The following is a 21,236-nucleotide window of genomic DNA, read 5'->3' as shown; positions in this document are numbered from 1 at the left end:
GTTTGAATCACTCAGTAAGCGAACACATAGTTGAGATACACGCTATAGAGCCTTCTGTATTGCAATTGAGTGCCTAGAAAAGAATAGTAATTCGTGTTAATGGTGGGGATTTTAATGCCTAGTTCTATGCCATGTTGCGCGGAATGTTCGCTGTCTTCTTTCTTTTTCATAGCGAGATTCGTCCTCAAACCGAGATTGAACAAAAATTGGAAATTGGAAGCGTTAACTTTCGCGCTGTAAGGGTTATTGAACGCGGTTAAATTCATGTATTGGGAATTAAGCCATGTCGTCCCTGCTAGTTGGATACCTCCAAAAAGACCCACAGAGAGCTTGTTATTCTTTCTTGTAATGCTATCGTTGATGATATTCACTAACAAATCGCTCCCACCGCCATAAGTCCATATATCAGAAGAAGAATTAAAAAAGCTGGATTTGATATAGCCGTGGTTGTAATCAAAGAAGCCGTAATACCTTAACCCCCATCTTTTGCTTTCGCCAAAGAATTGCTTATAACCCACTTGCACGCCAAGCCCGTTCAAAGCACCGTTATTGTTTTGAGAGCTGATCATTCCTATCTTTTTAAAGGGGTTATTGCTCATCGCTGCTAAAGCTTGAGAAAGATTGGATTGCTGCTCTGGGTTGATTTGGTAGTTGTATTGGCCCGCTGCTGGGGCGTTTTTATCGTAAGGTAGTGTAACAATGTCTTTTGTATTGACTTGATTGTGCGGGAGTTTAGAAATCTCTTCGCTCAAATTCTTAGCGTCGTTATAAGTGGTTACAATCTCTGCTTGATTGGATTTTAGGTTATAAACATCTTTGGCCACGCTTAAAGCCGCATCCACCCGGTTACCATAATAACTCACGTTGTTTTGGATCGTCTGAACTTCTTTATTCAAATTCACAACTGCCATATAGGGGTTAGTAGGCGTTGAACCCGCATTGGCTATTTTCAAGTAGGCTTTCTCCAAATAACGATATTGATCTTTAGGAATGGAATCAAAGAGGTTGAAAATGTCTTGAGCGTAAGAGATGACTTGCTTTTGGTTTTGAGCGAAAGCGTAAATGTCTTTAGCGAATTTGGGGTTTGTTTGAGATCCTGTAGCTTGAGCTTGCAAACTAGCAGATAATGTGTGGTTATTTTGAGAAAGCGTAACCGCTTGTTGCAAGATAGGTATCATCGCCTTAATGTTGTTAAACACCGCGTATTGCGTTGGATAACCAGCGGATGTGATAGCGCCGGGCTCGTTTGAAACACCACTGATGACGATATTTTTCCACACCATACCCGTCTTGGTGTTTGCGATTAAATCCATAAGCTGTTGCGCCAAGTTAAGAGCGTTGCTTACGGTTGAGCTTGGTTGGTTTGATGTTGAGTCTGTTGCAGCACATCCGGATAAAGCGCAAAGATTGTTCGCTTTAGTGGCAGAGTTTGTTTGAGCTGCTTGGAGGCTTTCAGCGAGTTTTTTCATCTTGTCGTAAGTGGTTGTATCCATACCGCAATATAAATTTCCGACTTCTTTTGATGAGCAGTTGTTTATAATCGTTGAAGGAGGAGGGTTACCATAGACATCAGCGGGTTTGTCACCACTACCCACAAGAAAAGTGAAGTAGTTCCCCGCATAAAGACTCCAAAAACCCAATACCGAAGTGATAACGGCTTGCACGGCGTTGAAGATGGGCGATTGGGTGGTGCTGTTGTAGTTGTTGTTGGTAAAGCTTTTTAAATAGTTTAAAGAGCTATTGACCAGCTCAATGTTGTTGGCGTTTTGAATGCTTTGCTTCAACGAAGCCACTTGATTTAAATACTGGTTTAATTGCTCGTATTTTTCGTTTAAGTTTTTCAATTCACCGGTGTTTTTGACCATTTGCACCGCTTCGCCGATTTGATAGCCCGCGCTCACAAAAAAGCCGTTGTCTTCAGCATAAAGTAATGACGCTGCAAGGGATAGAGAAAGTAAAAATCGTTTTTTCATAAAAGTGTTCCTTAAAGTAATTTTTTTGTTGCAAAAATATTCTAAAATGATAATAGATTTACAATGAGTTTAATTTTATAATAAACTTATTGGATTTCCAAAAAAAAAAAAAAAAGATTTTGGGGTGTTTTTAACTTATTTATCTTTGAAGTGTTAATTTTTGTAACGATAAAATGATTTTTTGAATTTTATCATCAGTGTTTAATAAGAACGAAAGCCACACTAAAACAAAAACGCGTAGCTGACAAAAACTTCTTTATTCCTAAAAACGCTGAAGTTTTGTCGGATCGTTTGTTGCTGCCACACATTGCTAGAGCCAAAATTTTTCCAACTTTGCGCGCTCAAGCTATAATAAGGGATTTTTAGCCCCACATTAAAGCGGTTGCGCTTGCCTATATACAAAGAACCCCCAAAATTCACAAAAAACCCCCCACCCGCTGCAAAAAATTTATCATCTTGTTTCGTGTTTTGATTTTTATATTGAGAACTCCACAATATGGCGTATTCCACCCCACCCCCACCAAACACGCCTATTTTAAGAAACAGCATTTTTTCCGTTTTTAAAGCGAGTTTTAAAAGGGTGTCTATAGGGAGATTAACAAACACATTCACATTCAAACCAAACGCCATGAAATGCCCGTTATTGAAGAGAAAATCTTGAGGGCTTGGGGTTTTTTGCAAAACTAAAGAGCCTTGAGTGTTTGAAGTAGGATCGTAGGTTTTAATCGCGCTTGGGTCATAATTGGCTTGGGATAAAAGGGTGTTACCCCCCACTTTTTGACCCAATTGCGCTTTAGCGTATTCTATATCCCCCCACACCCTTAAGCCTAAAATATGGTATTTATCAAAAGCTATTTCATCGCCTATTTGCCCGGTATAAGACAAATTTTTACCCCCCTTATAATGGGCTTCTAATTTCTCGCCATAACACACGCTGCTAGGGCAAGTGGGGTTGTCTTTATAGGCTTGTTGCCACATGCTTGTGCGCGTATTAGCCCCTGTGCCTAGCCTAAAACCCAAATAAATGTGGTTTTTCGTTTTAAAAAAAGGCGTTTTTTCAGCGGCATTGCCCCACAAAACCCCCAAACTCGCTAAAAAAATGAACGCTTTCAAACGCTTTTTTGATTCAATTCTACCCATAATGGCACTTCACTTTGTAACGTTTCTTGATTAAAAAATTCCTCTATGCTCTCTCGCATACTCTTTACCTCTATAAGGGTATTGACGCAATTACGAAACGCGCTCGCTTGCATCTCACCCTTAGCGTAAGCATGCAAGTTTTTCCTGAACATGATCACCCCCCTATCCCCATAAAACTCCACCATTTTATCAAAATGTTCTAAAACCAGGTCTTTTTTTACGACTGCGGGTAATTTTGTGGTGTTGTTTCTGATTTGCCAAAATATCCATGGGGCTCTTAAGGCCGCTCGCCCTATCATTAGCCCATCAGCTTGCGTGATTTGCAAAACTTCAAAGGCCTTTTTCACGCTGTCAATTTCGCCATTGGCTATCACCGGCTTTTTTAAAATCTTTTTCATTAAAGCGATGCTTTCATAATCTATTTTGTCTTTTTGGTATTTGTCGCTTCGTGTCCTCCCATGCACCACCACATAATCCACCGGCGCGTCGTTTAAGGCATGAGCGATTTCTTTAGGGATTTTTTTTTCAAAGCCTAAACGCACTTTCACGCTTGTGATTTTTTTATTGGTGTTTTCTCTGATGATTTTTAAAAGCTTCACCAAGTGGTTTAAATCCTTTAATAGCCCGCTCCCGTTACCATGATTAGCCACTTTAGGAGCAGGACAACCGCAATTAAAATCAATCCCATTCACATGATCTAAAGCGTTGATTTTCTCCACCGCTTCCTTGACTACGCTTTCTTTAGAGCCTGAAATTTGCGCCATGAAATGATCTTCTAAAGGGGATTTTTCCAACATTTTAGAAGTTTTATCAAACGCATACACCAACGAATGTGAGCTCACCATTTCGCTTGTGGTAACGTCCACGCCAAATTTTTTCACCACGCTCCTAAAAGGCAAGTCCGTATAGCCTGCTAGAGGGGCTAGAAAAAGCCATTTTTTATTCTTAAAGTCCATCCGCTCTCATATCAAAGTTTTTTGCTGTATTTTGACACAATCAAGGTTAAAAAGTGCTTTAAAAACTTATCGCTTGATTAAAATTAACTTTTACAGATTGATTAAACTCTGTTTAAAACGGGTTAAAAAACCATGCGTTGGTTGTTTTAAAAACTCTGCATATAAAACAGGCCTTAAGCGTTTAGGGATATCCAACCTCCTGGCTCTGTCTTTAAAATCCTTTGGCATGCTTAAAGTTTTTGGGGGTTTAAGGGCGATAAACGCATGCTTTTTATCGCTTTCAATGATGAATTTTTGAGCGATTTCTAAGCTAAAAAAATGGCGTTTGATTTCTTCTTTTTGAGAAAAGCTCAACACATACCCCTTTTGTTTTAAGATTTTATCCACCATAAAAAGCGCGTTTTGCGAATGCTTAAAAAAAGTGATCCCATGCATTTGTGAAACGGGCGTTAAAGGATAAAGCCGCTCTTTTTCTTGATCCAAAAATTTAAAGCTTTGGATAATGCCCTTAGAATAATGTTGCATCAAGGCGTTAGCGTAATTTTTCCTGAAAAAATTGCGTTTGAATTTTAAAGAAGAATTAGAATCATCTTCAAAAAATTTCAAATCTTTAGCGAGCGTTTTAAGGGTGTCTTTAGGGGTGTAGAGCAAGGGGCGAACAATCGCATAAGATTCTCTTTTTTCATAGGCTTGAAAGCCTAAAAGCGTGTTTAATCCGGCTCCTTTGCTTAATTGCATCAAAAACCATTCCAGTCTGTCATTCAAATGGTGCGCTAAAATCAAATGCTTGTAAGAATGCTCTTTGATTAGGGTTTCAAAAAAATCATAACGGATCTTTCTCGCTTGCATTTCAAAATTGCACGCGATTTTTGGGGCGTAATGGATGTAGCATTTTTTATGGTGTGTTTTTGCGAGTTTTTGAGCGTGTTGGATGATTTCAAGGCGCTGTTTTTGCGTGTTATAATCCACTAAAGCGATGTCAAAAGCGATGTTTTCTCCAACTAAAAGATGGAACAAGCAAACAGAATCCAACCCACCTGAAAAACCCAATAAATTTTTCCCCTCTCTTAAAGGCTCTAAATAATTTTTAAAATCTCGCGCTGTCAAATCGGTGTTAAACGCATGCTGAATGGGTTGCGCTTTTATGAAGTTTCCTTGTGGGTTAAAACGCCTTTGAGTAAGCTTGCGCCTTCTATGCCTAAAATTTCATTCCTTATTTTTTCCACTTCATTCAAACCTGGAGCTTTTTTGTGGACGGCTTCGTTGCGGATGTTTTGAATGAGACTTAGGCTTTTTGAAAAAGGATAATTGATGAATCTTTTTAAGTTTTCTTCTAGATGGCATTGGATTTTTTCGTGTCTGAGTAAAAATTTAACGCTCCCAAGATTAGGCTTTTGAGTGAAAAAATCTTCAAGTATCAAAGATTTTCCCTGGACTTTGTAAGCTAAATCATAAAGGTTGGGATCTTTTGCGCAAGCCTTTAAAAGAACTTGTTTAGCGAAAAGATAAATTTCGTATTCTAAGGTTTTGGAGTATTTGACGATGATGCTGGTAAAATCATTCAAAAGATCGTTTTCGCTTTGTAAAAGCTCTAATTCGGCATGGATGATGTTATTGATGCTGTCAGGGTGTAAGAGGTAAAAAAGCCTTTTGCCAAAAACAAAACGCATGAAATTCTCTTGCATGGTTAAATATTCTTTGCTTTTATACACGCTCAGATAATGCTTTTCATCGTCTAAAAAATAAGAACGCTCTTCTTTTAGCCTCACCGGCAAAGGATAGACATAATTATTCCCATAAATGGCGTAAGTGTGGTTGTTGGGCGCGATGAAATTGGCTAAAAATTGATCCCTTAAAAGGCTAAAATATTCCCTGACTAATTCCCTTAAATCGCTGATAATAAAAAAGTCTTCCACTTCCAAATTTTTTTCTTTATAATAGCTAGGGATCAAACTCTCATCAATCTCTTTAGAAACCTTTATCACCTTAGCAGCAAATAAATTAGCGTAATCGGTCAAAAAAAGCTGCAAAAAATTTTTTTCGTTGGTGACTTTGTAAATCTCTTCTAAAGAGTCGTGCTTTTCTTGATCGTTGAGCTTTGATCGGATTTTACCAAAGCCCACTTGGGATTTTTCCTGTAAAACGCTTAAATGTTGTTGGATGACATCTTGTTGGTAGTAAGGGTTATAAAGAATTAAAAGGTGGTTCATGCCTTGCCTTACTTTAAGATTTCTTTAAGGTTTTGCTTGATCTCATCAGGATTTTGCTCGTATTCTTGGATGAGTTCTTTTAAAATTTCAAACAATTCGTCAAAATCCTGCGGGTGTTCTTTCTTAAACTTCACTACCAAATCCAAAGTCTTGCCCGCCTTGTTTGATGGATCGTTTTCGCCCTCAAGAGCGTTTTTTATATCCCAAATCATATTGGCAATGCGAGTGGTTTGCACAGGGCTTGAAATGCGTTTGAATAAAGAGCTTTTAAACGCGTTTAAAAGCTTAAGAGTTGGGCAAATTTTAGAAAACATCGCCTTTCCTTATTAAAACATTTAAAATACCGGTTGTTGGCTTAGCCCGTTTCAAGCTCAGCCAAAAAGCCTTTTTAATGCGTTTTTGAAATTCTAACACAAATTCAGTTCATTCTTCTTTTAGGCTCAACATCTATAATATCTTCGCCCTTGATAAAATCTTCGCCAGCTTGAATCCATTTTTCCAGTCCTTCACTAAACTCTTGCGTTTTTTTAATGCTTTCTTCTAATTCTTGAAACGATCTTTCTAGTTTAAATATTTCTGGGAAACATGTTTGTTTGAATCTGGTTTCATCGTTGATGAGATCTAAGATTTCTTGTTTTTGTCCGTCAAAACTGGATTTCATTTCTTCTTTAGCTTTTTCAAGTTTTTCTATTTTTTGGCTTTCTTTCCAAGAATCCCACACTTCAAAAGCAAGACCGATAAGCGGTAAAGCTTTGTTCAAGTTGCCTGCCAATTTTACAGCACCCCAAGGTTTGAATTTTAAAGCCAAATCTACGCCCACAAATTTTGCCACAGCCACTATCCCGTCTCTAGCCACTTTGATGTTAGTTGCATTGATAAAACCGCTTTGTTTTAAAAGATCGATTCCAATCCTTCCAAATGCTCCGGCATGTTTTTCAAAAGAACTCATATCGGCATTAAAATCGGTTTCAATTTTAGCGATTTCATTTGAAATCCCTTGCGTTTGTTTTTCAAATTCATTTTGGACTCTTGTGTCAATATTGATACCTTTATCGCCTATTTCTCTAATAACAAAATCACTAAAGGTTTCTAGGCTGGTGCCAGAAACTTGAAGGATGAGATCGCTAAAATACCTTATTATAAATTCTTTTAAATGAATACGGGCTTGAGAAATTTCTTTATTTAAATCTTGAATATCCTTTCGCCTTTTTTCAAGCGTTTTATTCAAATATTCCATTTCTCTATTAATATCTTGCAACGCTTGTTTTGCAGGCGGCATTTGCCTATAGATAACATCTTGAATGACGCTTTTTTTGGCTTCTTCTATGATGGTTAATTTCCCGCCATTTTCTTTAATCTTTTTTTGAGTCGCGTCTTGCAAGGCTTTGATATGTGAGAGCTTTTGAAACTCTTCTTTATGCTTTAGCCAGTGTTCCACCCCCAAATCAAAAGGGTTTGCCGCAACAGCGACAATAATCAAACTTTCTTTTTCTTCTTCGCTTAAAGAAATGAGATCATTCAGTCGGTTTTGAATGTTTTCTTTTTTGATTTTAAATCTTTTGTTGTAATCTTCTTCATCTTCAATATCCGCTTCTTCATCAAAACGGCTGATGACAAATACCGTCCTGGATAAAAGATTGAGCGTCCTAAACAACCAGTTCAAATCGTCCTTATGGCTTTCTTTGATGGGGTTTGATGGGTTGAGCGCGTATAAAATGAGATGGGCTTCGCTGACATATTTTTTCGTAATATCTTTATAGCGTTCTATTGTGCCGCTATCGGTTATTTTTCTTTAAACCCGAATAGTCCCGGGGTGTCAACCAGCTCAATTTCATTATCTATGTTATAGATTTTAACTTCATCGCTGGATTCTTTGTGGTCTATCTTCATGCTCTTGTCTAACCGCTCGATCCAAGCTGCCGCTATGGATGTTTTCCCGCAAGAAAAACCTCCCACTAAAGCCACTTTAAGTTTTTGACCGGCAACATTTTTAATCGCATTACGGATCTTGTCTTTGAGAGACTCTTCAATCTTGATGCCGTATTTCTCTCCAGTATGGATAAAATCAAGCAATTTTTTAAGATTTTCTTGATTCCTCTTTTGATCTTTTTTAAATTGTCCTAGCGTTTCATTCTTCATTGCATGCTCCTTGCTTTGATATTGTTAGATGGATACTATGAGAGATGTATCCTAATTTTTCATGGGCTTCTTTCAATTGTCCTTTCATGCGTTCGTAATTATCAACAGGTCTAAGATTGGCTTTGAGTTTTTCAATCTTTTCCCGTATGTCTTTTTTGCGACTTTCAAGTCGGCTTTTCACATCCTGCACAATTTTTTCACAAATTTGATGTAAATTCTTATCCACTTCTTTTTTTTGTTGGGATCTTTGATATCTTGAACTAAAAAAGCTCCAGATTGATCTGGCTATTCCAACTAATCCTGCAATAATCCCTGCGGTCAGAGCAAGCCAACCCATAGGATTCCAAGCGTTAAATATCCCAAGCAAACCCAAACCTCCTATTGAAGTGGCTAATTTTGTTCCATCAATACCGCTATCAGTATCAAAATTAAGATTAAAGCCTCTATCAATACTGATGTGCTCTAACATTGCTAGAGAATCTTTAATTCTGTATTCAAGTTGTTTAATAGCTTCTTTTATCTCTCCATCAAATCGTTTCTCACATTCTCTAAACCGCCATTTTATGTCTTCATGCAATGTTTCAATTCCTTGAATGAGTTCATTTTTAAAAATTTCTTTACATTCCTCATCTTCAATATTTTTGTTAATATGCGCATACATTTTTTCTCTCAAGTCAGATTTGAATTGATCGATTTCGTAGAACGCTGAATTGGTTAAATTTAATATAAATTTTTCTGTAGAACGATCTAGATTAAAGCGAGCTTCTTGGTGGTGTTCTTGTGCTTCTTTAATCATTGGATCGATCCGTTTTTCAATCGTGGTTGTGATCGTTTTTTGTAGTTTTTCTATCACTTTTAAGGCTTTATTGCAGTTTGATTGAATGATTTTGGTGCGCGAGTTTTTAAGAAGCTCTTCGGCTATAAATTCTGCTAATGGTTTGAAATGGGATTGATACAATAATTCTTCTGCTTTAAAATCTTTTAAAAATTTTTGTTTCTTTTCATAAAAATCAGTCTCTGGGATCAAAGCTTGCGCAAGGCCATAAAAAGCCGCTTGGGCGCTCAATGCTTTATAGCCCATGTAGTGTTTGCCTAAAATGTTTTTCATTTCTTTATTTAAAATTTTTAAGCTTTCTTTTTCGTTTTCATTAATAAGCTTATCTTTTAAGGCTCTTGGGCTAGTAATCGGTTTGTTGAAAATCGCCCATACCTCTGTTTGCGAATCAAGCTGTTTTTGGATTTTTTCAATCGTTCCCCTTTTCCCTTCTTCTCCTTTTTGCGGAGGATTAGGCGTTTTGGTAACATAAAAAATAGCATGGGCCTTTTGCGTTGCGTTAGAAATTTGCGAAACCACTTTTTGTTCGCTGCCTTCTATCCCTGGCACATCCAGCAAAATAAAGTTTTGATGGTTGTATTGGAAAGGATAAGATCGTGTTTTTAAAGTGAAATCGCTTCTCCCATCGCCTATAATCGCTCCATCTTGCAATGAATGAAGTTCGTTTAAAATAGCTTGTTTTTTGCGTTCATCATTTTGATAGTTGTTTTGGTAATTGGAATAAAGCCGCTTGAATCGTTCTTGTTGAACCACTTTACTTCGTTCTTTAAAAAACATTCTCAAGCATTCAATGAGGGTTGATTTCCCCGTATTGGTTTCCCCATAAAAAGCAATGGTAAAATTTTCCCATTCTTCATTATTTTTCAAGCTTTCAAGTTCTTTTAAACTTTCACGCTCTAATTTTTGAAACACCTCCAACGCTTCTTGGTTGGATTCTTTTAGTCTTTCATTTTCATTATCAGTGTTCTTAAAAATATTTTGGAGATTTTCAATGCTGGCTTTCACATCAAGATAAATGTTTTTCATTTTTGTCTGCCTCAAGCGGATTTTTCTCGTGCATTCTAACAAAAAAAAACGCAAACCCCCACGCTCTAACTGCGCTCTAGCCGTGCTTTTAGCCTTATAGCTAGCTTTTAAAAAGGGCTTAAAACCTTAGCGAGTAAGATATTGTCTTTAAACACACTAGGCATAATCGTGTAATGCCCGGGTTTTAAAGGGGTGGTTAAGGCACTGTCATTGATTAAAATTTCCCCATCCACTTCAGGCGCCCACCTGAGATCCCTTGCTTTGTAAAAATACTCGCCCTCTTTATTTTCCACTAACGCCTTAATGGGCTTATTTAACAAAGCCTTAAAGGAATGGTTTTGGTGTTTTAAAGCGATTTTATTCAAGGCTTTAATGCGGGCGTTGATGATTTTTTTAGGCACTTTCTCTAAAGAATAGGCATGCGTGTTTTCTTCCGCGCTGAAAGCAAAAATATTCAATCTATCAAACTGGAACTCGTCTAAAAACGCGCTCAATTCTTCAAATTCGCCCTCATTTTCTTCTGGATGCCCTACAATAATCGTGCTTCTTATAAAGCTTTCTTTAACCTGCTTCATGGCATCTAAAAGCTTTAAATGGTGCGCTTGGCTGGAGTTGCGCCGCATTTTTTTAAGCATGGAGTCGCTGATATGCTGGATGGGCATGTCAAAATAATTTTGAAAAATGGGCGAGTCTTCAATCGCGCCAATAAGCTCTAAAGTGGTGCTAGAGGGGTAGAGGTATAAAATACGCGCGCTCTTTAAGGCTTGTTGTTTGTCAATCGCCTTAATAAGCTGGATCAAGCCGTCTTTTTGCCCCTTATCGTATAAAAATGAGCTAGAATCTTGAGCGATAAAAGTCATATCCTTATAGCCTTTAAGGGCTAGATCCTCCACTTCTTTTAAAATGGAATCTAATTCCCTGCTTTGCAATTTCCCCTTAAAGCTAGGGATAGCGCAAAAAGAGCATTTTTGGTTACAGCCCTCAGAAATCTTAACATAAGCATGCACGCTCGATCCGGTGATGATGCGCGCGTTATAATGCTCGCTTAAAAACACTTGCTCGCTGAACTGGTTTTGTTTTTTAGCGATCAAAATATCAATCTTGTCATAATCCCCCACGCCGGTAAAAATATCCACTTCAGGGATCAACTCTTTGATTTCATCTTTATAGCGTTCGCTCAAGCACCCGCTCGCAATCAAAATCGCTCCCTCTTTTTTGTCTTTAGCGGCGTTGAGAATGGTTTGGATGCTCTCTTGTTTAGCGCTTTCAATAAAACCGCAAGTGTTGATCAAAATCACATCAGCGCTCTTAGCGTCATCAGTGAGCGTGTAATTATAAAGCTTGCCTAGCATCACTTCTGAATCCACCAGGTTTTTAGAGCAACCTAATGAAATTAAGCAAAGTTGTTTGTTTTCTTTAATTTGCATGTTAATGGCTTTTTAAGTTTTTCAAATCCACTTCCCAAAAGAAATCAATCCATTCAGGAGCGTCTTTTAAAAACGCGTCGGCTTTGTATTTCGCGCTTGTTTTTTGGAACAAACTCGCGCTATAAAACTTTTTATCAGGGTGTTTGTCTTGCAACACTTTAAGCACCGCCTCTAAAGAATTACCGCTATCTACGATCTCATCTACCACAAGAATGGTTTTTAGATGATCTTTGATCGTGGGGATATTTTCAATTTTTAGGGCGTTTTGTCGGTGGGTGGTGTCATAAGAAATCGCATTGATGCCATAAACTTCCCTTAAATTCCAGTGCAAACTCAAAAAATGCGCTAAAGTCATGCCCCCTCGCATCACGCACACAAGGGCTTCTGGGACATTGCAAATTTGCTCTACTTGTTTGACTAATTCCAGGCTGTCTTTCAAAAAGGTTTCATAAGAATAATGCATTGTGATCCTTAAATTTCGTAATATTGCTTCAAAAAGGTTGCGTTCGCCGCGCCGTCAAATTCCCTTAAATCCAAATCGTTTAGGGCTAACTCTAGGGCGTTTAAGGCGTAAGCGCTTTTGTAAACAGGAATGATCCCCATGTGGTTGATGCGAATGAGTATATCTTTATAAGGCTCTTGACCGCCCGCAAATTGCACCTGGTATTTTTCTTTTAAAAGATTTCGCAATGCTTTGGCATGCTCATTAACAATCGTTGTCATGCTCAAGCTCGGGCTTTTAGGGAAAATCTTTAAACCCAGCGCTAAAACGGCTTTTTGGGTGGCTAGAGCGACTCGTTTAGTCTCTCTATAGAGCGCTTCAAAGCCCCCTAAATTCTGCACCAATTCAAAATAGCGTTGCAACCCTAAAGTGTGCAAAATAGGAGCGGTGTAGCTTGTGGTGTTATTCCTTTGGTTTTTCAATTCGCTCTTCAAATTGAAATAAAACCCCGCATTGCGTTCTTCTATGCGATCAATCGCCTTTTGGCTCAATGCAATTAGGCTCATCGCAGGAGGCAGCATGAACGCTTTTTGACTCCCTCCAATGAGCGCATCAACATGCGTTATTTCTAAAGGTTCAACCCCTAAAGCGGTGATCGCATCTACTATCACAAAAACATTTGGGTTAGTTTCTTTGATCGCTTGAGCGATTTTTTCTACAGGGTGTCGTAACCCCCCACTAGACTCGCATGCTTGAATGCAAAACGCATCAATGTTGGGGTTGGCTTTAAGCGCGTTTAATATTCCATCCACTTTGGCGGATGTGTCCCATTCATAGACTAATTCATGGGCTTTGATGGAATGGGCTTTAGCGATCTTGCCAAACCTTTCGCCAAACTTACCCGCATTAACAAAAAGCAACTCTTTTTGACATAAGGAAATCACGCTCGCTTCCATAGCCCCTGTCCCGCTGCTGCTTAAAAGCAAAACTTCTTCTAAACCGGTCATTTTTTTCAAATTTTCTCGCACGCTTTGGAAAATCTTTTCAAAATCTTTGGTGCGGTGGTGGGGCATTGGCTGAGAAAAGCTTGAACGCATCTCTTCATTAATGGCTACAGGGCCTGGAGTGAAAAGCAACATTAAAATTAACCTTTAATTTTTGAGAGAATTTAAAAGTTATCATACTAAAACGCGCTTAAAATTAAGCCTTATTATTTAAGAAAATCGCTTTTTAATGCAAATAAAATGCTAAAATGCCATGATTTAGAAAGAATTTAAGGCAATGATTGGATAAATTTAATCTCCGCGCATGTTTTTTAACCCTTTTTTTTAGCGGGTATTCTAAAAAAGCTCCAGGAACGATAGGGAGTTTGGTGGCGTTGTTACTAGGCTTGCCCGTTTTAATTTTTTCGGCTAACACTTTGTTTTTAGGGGCGATTTTTGTTGGGCTTATCGCTATTACTCAAATAGACAAGGAAGAAGAAGAGAGTAAGATTCATGACAGCTCTTACATTGTGATAGACGAATTAGTGGGCATGTGGCTTGCGATGGCGATTAGCGGCTTATCGTTAGCGGGTGTGATCTTGAGTTTTATCTTTTTTAGGATCTATGATATTACTAAGCCCTCACTCATTGGCACAATAGACAAAAAAGTTAAAGGGGGTTTAGGGGTTGTGGCTGATGACGCTTTGGCCGGGGTTTTAGCCGGATTGAGCGCGTTATTAGTCATCAATGTTTTAGGATTTTTTAACATTAAGTTTTGATTTTAAGAAAATTCAAAAGCCTTTTTTTAGGTAAATATAGATAGACTTGATTGTAATCGTTTTCAGGGAGTTTGATCGTGGAGTTTTGCGTTTTATTTGGTGGGGCGAGTTTTGAGCATGAAATCAGCATTGTGAGCGCGATCGCGCTTAAAGGAGTGTTAAAAGATAGGATTAAATATTTTATTTTTTTAGATGAAAACCATCATTTTTATTTGATTGAAGAATCCAACATGCATTCAAAATATTTCGCTCAAATCAAAGAAAAAAAATTACCCCCCCTAATCCTCACACACAATGGCTTGCTTAAAAACTCGTTTTTAGGGTCTAAAACGATAGAATTGCCTTTAATGATTAACCTTGTGCATGGGGGCGATGGCGAAGACGGGAAATTAGCGAGCTTGTTAGAATTTTATCGTATCGCTTTTATAGGCCCTAGAGTTGAAGCGAGCGTGTTGAGCTATAACAAACATTTAACCAAACTTTATGCTAAAAATTTAGGAATAAAGGCTTTAGATCACATTCTTTTAAACGAAAAAAACCGCGCTAACGCTCTAGATTTGATTAACTTTAATTTTCCCTTCATTGTCAAACCCAATAGCGCTGGGAGCTCTTTAGGGGTGAGTGTTGTGAAAGAAGAAAAAGAATTAAATTACGCTTTAGACAGCGCGTTTGAATATTCTAAAGAAGTTTTAATAGAGCCTTTCATTCAGGGAGTGAAAGAATACAATTTGGCTGGTTGTAAGATCAAAAAGGATTTTTGTTTTTCCTATATTGAAGAGCCTAACAAACAAGAATTTTTAGATTTCAAACAAAAATATTTGGATTTTTCACGCGCCAAAGCCCCTAAAGCGAACCTTTCTAACGCCCTAGAAGAACAATTAAAAGAAAATTTTAAAAAACTCTATAACGATTTGTTTGATGGCGCGATCATCCGTTGCGATTTTTTTGTCATAGAAAATGAAGTGTATCTTAATGAGATCAACCCCATTCCTGGCAGTTTGGCCCATTATTTGTTTGATGATTTTAAAACAACGCTAGAAAATTTAGCGCAATCATTACCCAAAACCCCTAAAATCCAAATCAAAAACTCTTATTTGTTGCAAATCCAAAAGAATAAGTAATGGCCAAACGCAGTATCGCTTATTTGGATAGCGTTTTTGACATTTCCTACACTTTTATAGACCACCATAGCCCTTTAAACGCCTTGTTTTTGCATGGTTGGGGGAGTTCTAAAGAAATCATGCAACAAGCGTTTCAAGGCTGTTTTTTAAATTACAACCATTTGTATGTGGATTTGCCCGGTTTCAATCAAAGCCCTAACGATGAAAAAGTTTTAGAGACTAAAGATTATGCTAATATCATCAATCTGTTTTTAAAAAGCGTGGATAAAAAAGCGCATGTCGTTTTTGGGCATAGCTTTGGAGGGAAAGTAGCGATCTTGTGTGAAAACGAACGGATGGTTTTATTGAGCAGCGCCGGGATTTTAGAGCCAAAACCCTTAAAAGTGCGTTGTAAAATCCTTTTAGCTAAAATCCTTAAAAAATTAGGCTTGAATTTAGGGTTTTTGAGGAGTAAGGACGCTATGGGGCTTAATCAAGTCATGTATGAAACCTTTAAAAAAGTGATTAGCGAAGACTTTAGCGAGCATTTCAAACGATGCGAGAAGGAAGTTTTATTATTTTGGGGTAAAGATGATAAAGCAACCCCCTTAAGCTCCGCTCAAAAAATGCAAACCCTATTGAAAAAAAGCGCGTTATTCGTTTTAGAAGGGGATCATTTCTTTTTTTTAAACCAAGCAAAAGAGATTGAAAAACTAGTGGAGAATTATCATCATGCAAAGTCTTAGTTGGCTGAATTTAGCGTTTCGTTGGCTCTTTATAACAGGGCTTGGCTATTATATAATGACTTTATTGCAATGGTATCATTACAGCGTGTTTAGGATTTTAACCAAGCACCACAAAATGCGTTGGCATGGGATTTATTTTTTATTGCCTTTAGGGGTGTTTATCCTATCGTATGCTTTCAAAATGCCGTTTGTTTTTGATTTCTTTTGCGGCGTGATTCAAATGCCCATACTCATTATCTGGGCCAAACGCAACGACAAGCCTTTAGTTTTCACGCCAAGGGTGAAGCGCTTTTTCATTTTCTTATTACTCTTTTTAATCTTGCATGAAATCTTAAATGCAGAACTAGTCCCTTTGAATGGGATTTCACTTGCACTCGCTTATTTGTGTTTATTTATATTCGTTTTAAGCGCTTCTTTAATCTTTGAAAAAGTCCTATCCAAGCAGTATTTGCAAACCGCTAAAGATAAAATCGCCTCTTTAAAAAATTTAAAAGTCATCGCCATTACCGGAAGCTTTGGGAAAACCAGCACCAAAAATTTCTTGCTTCAAATCTTACAAACCACATTCAACGCGCATGCAAGCCCCAAAAGCGTCAACACCCTTTTAGGGCTTGCGAATGATATTAACCAGAATTTAGACGATAAGAGTGAAATCTATATCGCTGAAGCCGGGGCAAGGAATAAGGGCGATATTAAAGAAATCACCCGTCTTATTGAACCGCACCTTGCCGTGGTCGCAGAAGTGGGCGAACAGCATTTAGAATATTTTAAAACTTTAGAAAATATTTGCGAGACTAAAGCGGAATTATTGGATTCCAAACGCTTAGAAAAAGCCTTTTGTTACTCTGTGGAAAAAATCAAACCCTATGCCCCTAAAGATAGCCCTTTAATAGATGTTTCTAGCCTGGTTAAAAACATCCAATCCACTTTAAAAGGCACTTCTTTTGAAATGCTTTTAGATAGCGTTTGGGAAAGATTTGAAACAAAGGTTCTAGGGGAGTTTAGCGCTTATAATATCGCTTCAGCCATTTTAATCGCTAAGCATTTAGGCTTAGAGAAAGAAAGGATCAAACGGCTTGTTTTAGAACTCAACCCTATTGCCCATCGTTTGCAACTTTTGGAAGTGAATCAAAAAATCATCATAGACGATAGCTTTAATGGGAATTTAAAGGGCATGTTAGAGGGCATTCGTTTAGCGAGCTTGCATCAAGGGCGTAAAGTCATTGTAACACCGGGATTAGTGGAAAGCAATACAGAAAGTAATGAGGCTTTAGCGCAAAAAATAGACGAGGTTTTTGATGTCGCTATCATCACAGGGGAGTTGAATTCCAAAACGATTGCTTCACAATTGAAAAACCCCCAAAAAATCTTACTCAAGGATAAGGCGCAATTGGAAAATATCTTACAAGCCACCACGATTCAAGGCGATTTGATTTTATTCGCTAATGACGCCCCTAATTACATTTAGGAAATGAACATGCAACATTTATACGCCCCTTGGCGCGAAAGTTATTTGAAAGAGAAAAATAAAAGTTGTGTCTTTTGTGAAATTTCTCAAAACCCTACAAAAGATTCAGAAAACAGAGTGCTTTATAGAAATAGCGATCTCTTTGTGGTGATGAACGCCTACCCTTATAACCCAGGGCATTTGTTGATCATTCCTCATGCGCATCAAGCGAGCGTGGAACTTTTAGATCTGAATACTTGGCTGAACATGAATATATTAGCACCTAAAATTTTAAAAGCGTTGTATGCTTATGGCGCTCAAGGGATTAATTTAGGTTTGAATTTGCACAGAAACGCCGGAGCAGGGATTCCTGAGCATTTGCACATGCATTTAGTGCCTAGGTTTTTAGGCGATAGCAATTTTATGAGCGTTATCGCTCAAACTAGGGTGTGCGGGATGGATCTTAATGAAACCTATCTTACCTTAAAAAACTTATTAGAAAAGGAGCTTCATTGAAAACAAACGCTTTTAGTTTGGGTGCGCTACAATTGATTTTAATTCATTTTAGGGAGTGTCAGCGATGAAGGCTCGTGGGTTTAAGGCAAAGATGCGTGGGTTTAAGATTTTTTCAGGGAGCGCTCACCCTGCATTTGGCAAAGAAGTGTCAAAGCATTTAGGCTTTCCCTTATCCAAAGCGGTGATTGGGAAATTCAGCGATGGCGAAATCAATATCCAAATCAGCGAATCGGTGCGCGGTAAAGATATTTTTATTATCCAGCCCACTTGCGTGCCGGTCAATGACAATTTAATGGAATTGTTAGTCATGGTAGATGCTTTAAGGCGCAGTTCGGCCAATTCTATCACAGCGGTGTTGCCGTATTTTGGCTATGCCAGACAGGACAGAAAAGCGGCTCCACGAGTGCCTATCACGGCTAAAATGGTCGCTAATTTGATGCAAGAAGTGGGGATTGAAAGGATCATCACGATGGATTTGCATGCCGGGCAAATCCAAGGCTTTTTTGATGTGCCGGTGGATAATTTATACGGATCTATCGTTTTTAGAGACTATATCCGCTCTAAAGCGTTAAAAAACCCTGTGATCGCTAGCCCTGATGTGGGTGGGGTTACAAGAGCCAGGTATTTTGCCAATCAAATGGGCTTAGATTTAATCATCGTGGATAAGCGCCGTGAAAAAGCTAATGAAAGCGAAGTGATGAATATTATCGGCTCAGCCAAGGAGCGCGATGTGATTTTAGTGGATGATATGATTGATACTGCAGGCACGATCTGTAAAGCCGCTTTAGCCTTAAAAGAACAAGGGGCAACTTCTGTGATGGCGTTAGGCACGCATGCGGTTTTGAGCGGGAATGCGATCAAGCGCATTAAAGAAAGCGCGTTAGATGAAGTGGTGGTAACTAACTCTATCCCTTTAGTTCAAAAATGCGATAAAATCACCACTTTAAGCGTAGCGTCCTTATTTGCGGAAGTGATCAGAAGGATTTATCATAACGAAAGCGTCCAATCGCTTTTCACTTAAAAAGGGGGATAAAAGAAAAGCGGGAGTGGTGGATTCTGTAGGACTTGAACCTACGACCAATCGGTTATGAGCCGAGCGCTCTGACCAGCTGAGCTAAGAATCCAAAATTCCCAAAGGATGGTTTGCTATTGTATCCAAAAATATAGCGAAAAGCAAGCAGGTTTTCTAAGATCCCAAATAGGATCATAAAAGTGATAAAACTGCTCCCCCCATAGCTGAATAAGGGTAAGGGAATCCCCACCACAGGGGCTAACCCTAAAGTCATGGCGATATTCACGCTGGAATAAACAAAGATTAAAATAGAAATCCCAAGGGCTACAATCTTTAAAAACCAATCGCTGTTGCTCTCAAACAGATAAAAAAATAAATGCAAACTCAAGCCTATATAAATCGCAAAAAGCAATATAGCCCCTAGAAACCCGAAACGCTCCACGAAGTAAGCAAAGATAAAATCGCTCGTTGCGATAGGCAAGAATTTGAATTTGGTTTGTGTGCAAGCTTCTTTAGATTTGCCTAAAAACCCGCCCGATCCTATAGCGATAATGGATTGCATGACATGGTAATTAGGCTTTTCAGAAAGGAAGTCTGCGATGCGCTTTTTTTGGTAATCATGCAAAAAATGATAAGCGATAGGCGAAGCCACTAAAAGAGCGATAAAAAGAGGGAGCCACACCCTAGTCCTTAAACCCACGATAAGTAAAATCCCAAAACCCATGATCAACACAATAAGAGCTGTTCCTAAATCAGGCTGTTTTAAAATCAAAGCCGCCGGTAAGCAAATGTAAAAACTGAGCTTTAAAAACATGCCCCAATCATAGCCCTTAAAAGGAGGCGGGTTGATTTTAATCAAATGCGCCAATAACAAAAGGATAGCGATTTTCACGGGTTCGCTAGGCTGTAGAGTGATAGAAGTAAAGGGAATGACTAGCCATCGCTGCGCCCCAAGCTTGCTAGACCCCATAAAATCCACTAACGCTAATAAAATAACGCATGCCCAATAAAATACAAAGAGCCAACGATCGAGCTTCCTGAAAGGGATAAAAAACACGATCCAAAAGAGAAGAAACCCTATCGCATAATAAACCCCTTGCTTCAAGCTCAAAACCGCGCTGCTCTCAAAAATCAATAAAAAAGAAACCACCAACAAGGGGATAATAAACACAAAAGGCAAAAGATCAAAATGCATCCAAATCCTTTTGTCTAATGCCATGCGTTTTTCATAACCCCTAATCTTATTGTGTTAATTTCTTGATTGTATCCAAGTTGAGATAATTCTCCTTAAAGAGAGAAGTTATCATGCCAACTTCATCAGGTAAATTGACTTCGCCCGTCTCATCATTAAAGCACTTTTCTAGCACTTTCAAATACGCAAACCCAATGCCTTCTGTGATAATTACAGCGGTTGTGCACCCTGCAACACTCCCCACAACAGGAATGAATTTAAGGAAACTATTAACGAGCGTTCTCCCCACTTGCGCGACAGCGGTTACGCCTAACAATCCTGTGATTAATGATGCGGCTACAGATTCTTCCAAATCCATTCCAAAAGCGTCATTCATTTTATAGATCATTCCTGCTTGAATGGGCGCGATAGCGAGTGCATCGCTAAAGGGTATGGGGATAAGCCCAGCCGCTCCTGCAGCGCCGGATGCAACATGGATAATGGTTTTGCATTCCTCTATCATGGCCTGTTTTCTCGCTTGGATATTAGCTTTTTGAATCAGCAAGAAATGGTTTTGTTTGTTTTTCTTAGCTTCTATCAAGCATTTTTTCGTTTCATCTACCAATTCTTCTAAACCTTCAACAGGGACTTTCAACCCACTAAATGAAAAGGCAACGGAATTAACTCTCACATAAGCTTTGACAAAACCTTTAAAGCCCCATTCTTCGCCTATGATCTCTTTAGTTTCTTTAACAAACGCATCGCCGGCTTCGGCTTGAGTGTTTGTGAAAACGACAATCGTTGGGATATTCCAACTTTTAGCGAAGCTTAATAACTCTCTCTCTTCAACCCTACCAGAAGTCTATTTAACGCACAAATACGCCACATCAATGGCTTCTTTTTCATCAAGCGTTTTAAAAGAATCTTCCATTTCTTTTTTAATGCTTTGCATGGTGTCGTGGTAATCTTTATCTTCAATGCCTTTAGTGTCCCACAAAATCAAGCCCTTCTGTTCATCAACGTATTTTTCAAGGTGCTGAGTGATAGGCTTTCCTACGCCTGCTTTAGCGATTTCTTTACCAAAGAGAGCGTTAATGAGCGAGCTTTTACCCACCCCAGTAGCTCCCATAAGCAAAATATTCATCTTTGGTTTTTCTTTTTTGATGTGTTCAAGCATCTTGCTCATGTTCAATCCTCCCTCTTTCCCATCAAGCGTGAATGCGTCGCCCAAAAAACCACGCAAAATGCCGTTCAGTTTATCATGCCCGTTATGTTCCATTAGAACCCCTTTAAAAATGATTTGAGCCACAAAATGTTGTCGCACCGATTATAGC

18 protein-coding genes, 1 tRNA gene and 2 pseudogenes are annotated in these 21,236 nt (G+C 38.6%); 6 read left to right on the top strand and 15 right to left on the bottom strand.

The window, feature by feature from the left end; translation table 11 throughout:
* Positions 1 to 11: 11 nt before the first annotated feature.
* The 11 genes and pseudogenes from sabA to QT76_RS00765 form a co-directional block, all read right to left on the bottom strand.
* Positions 12 to 1,973: a Hop family adhesin SabA/HopD gene (gene sabA / locus QT76_RS00815; protein WP_033616168.1), complete on the bottom strand. Its 1,962-nt coding sequence runs from the start codon at positions 1,971 to 1,973 to the stop codon at positions 12 to 14.
* Positions 1,974 to 2,195: 222 nt separating this feature from the next.
* Positions 2,196 to 3,113 (bottom strand): outer membrane beta-barrel protein, encoded by a 918-nt coding sequence (locus QT76_RS00810; protein WP_033616167.1) that lies wholly within the window; start codon positions 3,111 to 3,113, stop codon positions 2,196 to 2,198.
* Positions 3,083 to 4,069 carry a tRNA dihydrouridine synthase gene (locus QT76_RS00805; RefSeq protein ID WP_033616166.1) on the bottom strand — a complete coding sequence of 329 codons (987 nt, stop codon included), beginning with the start codon at positions 4,067 to 4,069 and terminating at the stop codon, positions 3,083 to 3,085. The genes QT76_RS00810 and QT76_RS00805 overlap by 31 nt, the downstream gene beginning before the upstream one ends.
* Positions 4,070 to 4,159: 90 nt before the next feature.
* Entirely contained in the window at positions 4,160 to 5,176 is a 1,017-nt protein-coding gene (gene tilS / locus QT76_RS00800) for a tRNA lysidine(34) synthetase TilS (protein ID WP_033616164.1), read from the bottom strand.
* A gap of 35 nt (positions 5,177 to 5,211) precedes the next feature.
* Positions 5,212 to 6,279 (bottom strand): HP0729 family protein, encoded by a 1,068-nt coding sequence (locus tag QT76_RS00795; RefSeq protein WP_033616162.1) that lies wholly within the window; start codon positions 6,277 to 6,279, stop codon positions 5,212 to 5,214.
* Positions 6,280 to 6,287: 8 nt separating this feature from the next.
* A complete protein-coding gene (locus QT76_RS00790; RefSeq protein WP_000491660.1) occupies positions 6,288 to 6,593 on the bottom strand; it encodes a hypothetical protein in 306 nt (101 codons plus the stop codon).
* Between the two features lie 104 nt (positions 6,594 to 6,697).
* A pseudogene (locus QT76_RS00785) lies at positions 6,698 to 8,418 on the bottom strand (LeoA/HP0731 family dynamin-like GTPase).
* Complete coding sequence (locus QT76_RS00780) at positions 8,408 to 10,279, bottom strand: GTPase (protein ID WP_033616222.1); 1,872 nt, start codon at positions 10,277 to 10,279, stop codon at positions 8,408 to 8,410. The pseudogene QT76_RS00785 and the gene QT76_RS00780 overlap by 11 nt, the downstream one beginning before the upstream one ends.
* A gap of 107 nt (positions 10,280 to 10,386) precedes the next feature.
* On the bottom strand, positions 10,387 to 11,706 hold the full coding sequence (gene rimO, locus QT76_RS00775) for a 30S ribosomal protein S12 methylthiotransferase RimO (RefSeq protein ID WP_033616161.1): 1,320 nt from the start codon (positions 11,704 to 11,706) through the stop codon (positions 10,387 to 10,389).
* A gap of 1 nt (position 11,707) precedes the next feature.
* Complete coding sequence (locus QT76_RS00770) at positions 11,708 to 12,169, bottom strand: phosphoribosyltransferase (RefSeq protein WP_033616160.1); 462 nt, start codon at positions 12,167 to 12,169, stop codon at positions 11,708 to 11,710.
* Positions 12,170 to 12,177: 8 nt separating this feature from the next.
* Positions 12,178 to 13,287 carry a pyridoxal-phosphate-dependent aminotransferase family protein gene (locus QT76_RS00765; protein ID WP_033616158.1) on the bottom strand — a complete coding sequence of 370 codons (1,110 nt, stop codon included), beginning with the start codon at positions 13,285 to 13,287 and terminating at the stop codon, positions 12,178 to 12,180.
* A 146-nt stretch (positions 13,288 to 13,433) separates the two neighbouring features.
* Here QT76_RS00765 and QT76_RS00760 point away from each other — a divergent pair, with 146 nt between their 5' ends.
* The 6 genes from QT76_RS00760 to QT76_RS00735 all read left to right on the top strand — a co-directional run bounded on the left by QT76_RS00760 (position 13,434) and on the right by QT76_RS00735 (position 18,740).
* The gene (locus QT76_RS00760; protein WP_033612966.1) at positions 13,434 to 13,910 is read left to right on the top strand and encodes a phosphatidylglycerophosphatase A family protein; all 477 of its coding nucleotides are present in this window, start codon (positions 13,434 to 13,436) and stop codon (positions 13,908 to 13,910) included.
* 77 nt (positions 13,911 to 13,987) lie between these two features.
* Positions 13,988 to 15,031, top strand: a complete 1,044-nt coding sequence (locus QT76_RS00755) for a D-alanine--D-alanine ligase (protein WP_033616157.1) — start codon at positions 13,988 to 13,990, stop codon at positions 15,029 to 15,031.
* Positions 15,031 to 15,756, top strand: a complete 726-nt coding sequence (gene estV / locus QT76_RS00750) for a lipase EstV (RefSeq protein ID WP_033616156.1) — start codon at positions 15,031 to 15,033, stop codon at positions 15,754 to 15,756. The genes QT76_RS00755 and estV overlap by 1 nt, the downstream gene beginning before the upstream one ends.
* Entirely contained in the window at positions 15,743 to 17,224 is a 1,482-nt protein-coding gene (locus QT76_RS00745; RefSeq protein ID WP_033616155.1) for a Mur ligase family protein, read from the top strand. The genes estV and QT76_RS00745 overlap by 14 nt, the downstream gene beginning before the upstream one ends.
* Before the next feature lie 9 nt (positions 17,225 to 17,233).
* Positions 17,234 to 17,719, top strand: coding sequence for an HIT family protein (locus QT76_RS00740; RefSeq protein ID WP_033616154.1), 486 nt, complete (start codon positions 17,234 to 17,236; stop codon positions 17,717 to 17,719).
* Between the two features lie 64 nt (positions 17,720 to 17,783).
* Positions 17,784 to 18,740: a ribose-phosphate pyrophosphokinase gene (locus QT76_RS00735; RefSeq protein WP_000647424.1), complete on the top strand. Its 957-nt coding sequence runs from the start codon at positions 17,784 to 17,786 to the stop codon at positions 18,738 to 18,740.
* Positions 18,741 to 18,766: 26 nt separating this feature from the next.
* On the opposite strand, the gene QT76_RS00730 is transcribed toward QT76_RS00735, so the two are convergent.
* The 4 genes and pseudogenes from QT76_RS00730 to QT76_RS00720 form a co-directional block, all read right to left on the bottom strand.
* Positions 18,767 to 18,843, bottom strand: a tRNA-Ile gene (locus QT76_RS00730).
* Positions 18,805 to 19,950, bottom strand: coding sequence for an FtsW/RodA/SpoVE family cell cycle protein (locus QT76_RS07875; protein ID WP_080242434.1), 1,146 nt, complete (start codon positions 19,948 to 19,950; stop codon positions 18,805 to 18,807). Before QT76_RS07875 ends, QT76_RS00730 begins: the two co-directional genes overlap by 39 nt.
* 22 nt (positions 19,951 to 19,972) lie before the next feature.
* A pseudogene (locus tag QT76_RS00725) lies at positions 19,973 to 20,790 on the bottom strand (hypothetical protein).
* Positions 20,765 to 21,181 carry a GTPase gene (locus tag QT76_RS00720; RefSeq protein ID WP_050578736.1) on the bottom strand — a complete coding sequence of 139 codons (417 nt, stop codon included), beginning with the start codon at positions 21,179 to 21,181 and terminating at the stop codon, positions 20,765 to 20,767. Before QT76_RS00720 ends, QT76_RS00725 begins: the two are co-directional and overlap by 26 nt.
* Positions 21,182 to 21,236: the final 55 nt, after the last annotated feature.

Source organism: Helicobacter pylori SA37A, assembly GCF_000476015.1.
Lineage (GTDB): Bacteria > Campylobacterota > Campylobacteria > Campylobacterales > Helicobacteraceae > Helicobacter > Helicobacter pylori_DB.
Note: the sequence above shows the minus strand (reverse complement) of the source record. Positions and strands in the feature narration are given on the sequence as shown.

Coding starts and splice junctions, on each gene's coding strand:
- sabA (WP_033616168.1), bottom strand. CDS start 1,973: ATGAAAAAACGATTTTTACTTTCTCTATCCCTTGCAGCGTCATTACTT.
- QT76_RS00810 (WP_033616167.1), bottom strand. CDS start 3,113: ATGGGTAGAATTGAATCAAAAAAGCGTTTGAAAGCGTTCATTTTTTTA.
- QT76_RS00805 (WP_033616166.1), bottom strand. CDS start 4,069: ATGGACTTTAAGAATAAAAAATGGCTTTTTCTAGCCCCTCTAGCAGGC.
- QT76_RS00795 (WP_033616162.1), bottom strand. CDS start 6,279: ATGAACCACCTTTTAATTCTTTATAACCCTTACTACCAACAAGATGTC.
- QT76_RS00790 (WP_000491660.1), bottom strand. CDS start 6,593: ATGTTTTCTAAAATTTGCCCAACTCTTAAGCTTTTAAACGCGTTTAAA.
- QT76_RS00780 (WP_033616222.1), bottom strand. CDS start 10,279: ATGAAAAACATTTATCTTGATGTGAAAGCCAGCATTGAAAATCTCCAA.
- rimO (WP_033616161.1), bottom strand. CDS start 11,706: ATGCAAATTAAAGAAAACAAACAACTTTGCTTAATTTCATTAGGTTGC.
- QT76_RS00770 (WP_033616160.1), bottom strand. CDS start 12,169: ATGCATTATTCTTATGAAACCTTTTTGAAAGACAGCCTGGAATTAGTC.
- QT76_RS00765 (WP_033616158.1), bottom strand. CDS start 13,287: ATGTTGCTTTTCACTCCAGGCCCTGTAGCCATTAATGAAGAGATGCGT.
- estV (WP_033616156.1), top strand. CDS start 15,031: ATGGCCAAACGCAGTATCGCTTATTTGGATAGCGTTTTTGACATTTCC.
- QT76_RS00745 (WP_033616155.1), top strand. CDS start 15,743: ATGCAAAGTCTTAGTTGGCTGAATTTAGCGTTTCGTTGGCTCTTTATA.
- QT76_RS00740 (WP_033616154.1), top strand. CDS start 17,234: ATGCAACATTTATACGCCCCTTGGCGCGAAAGTTATTTGAAAGAGAAA.
- QT76_RS00735 (WP_000647424.1), top strand. CDS start 17,784: ATGAAGGCTCGTGGGTTTAAGGCAAAGATGCGTGGGTTTAAGATTTTT.
- QT76_RS07875 (WP_080242434.1), bottom strand. CDS start 19,950: ATGGCATTAGACAAAAGGATTTGGATGCATTTTGATCTTTTGCCTTTT.
- QT76_RS00720 (WP_050578736.1), bottom strand. CDS start 21,181: ATGGAACATAACGGGCATGATAAACTGAACGGCATTTTGCGTGGTTTT.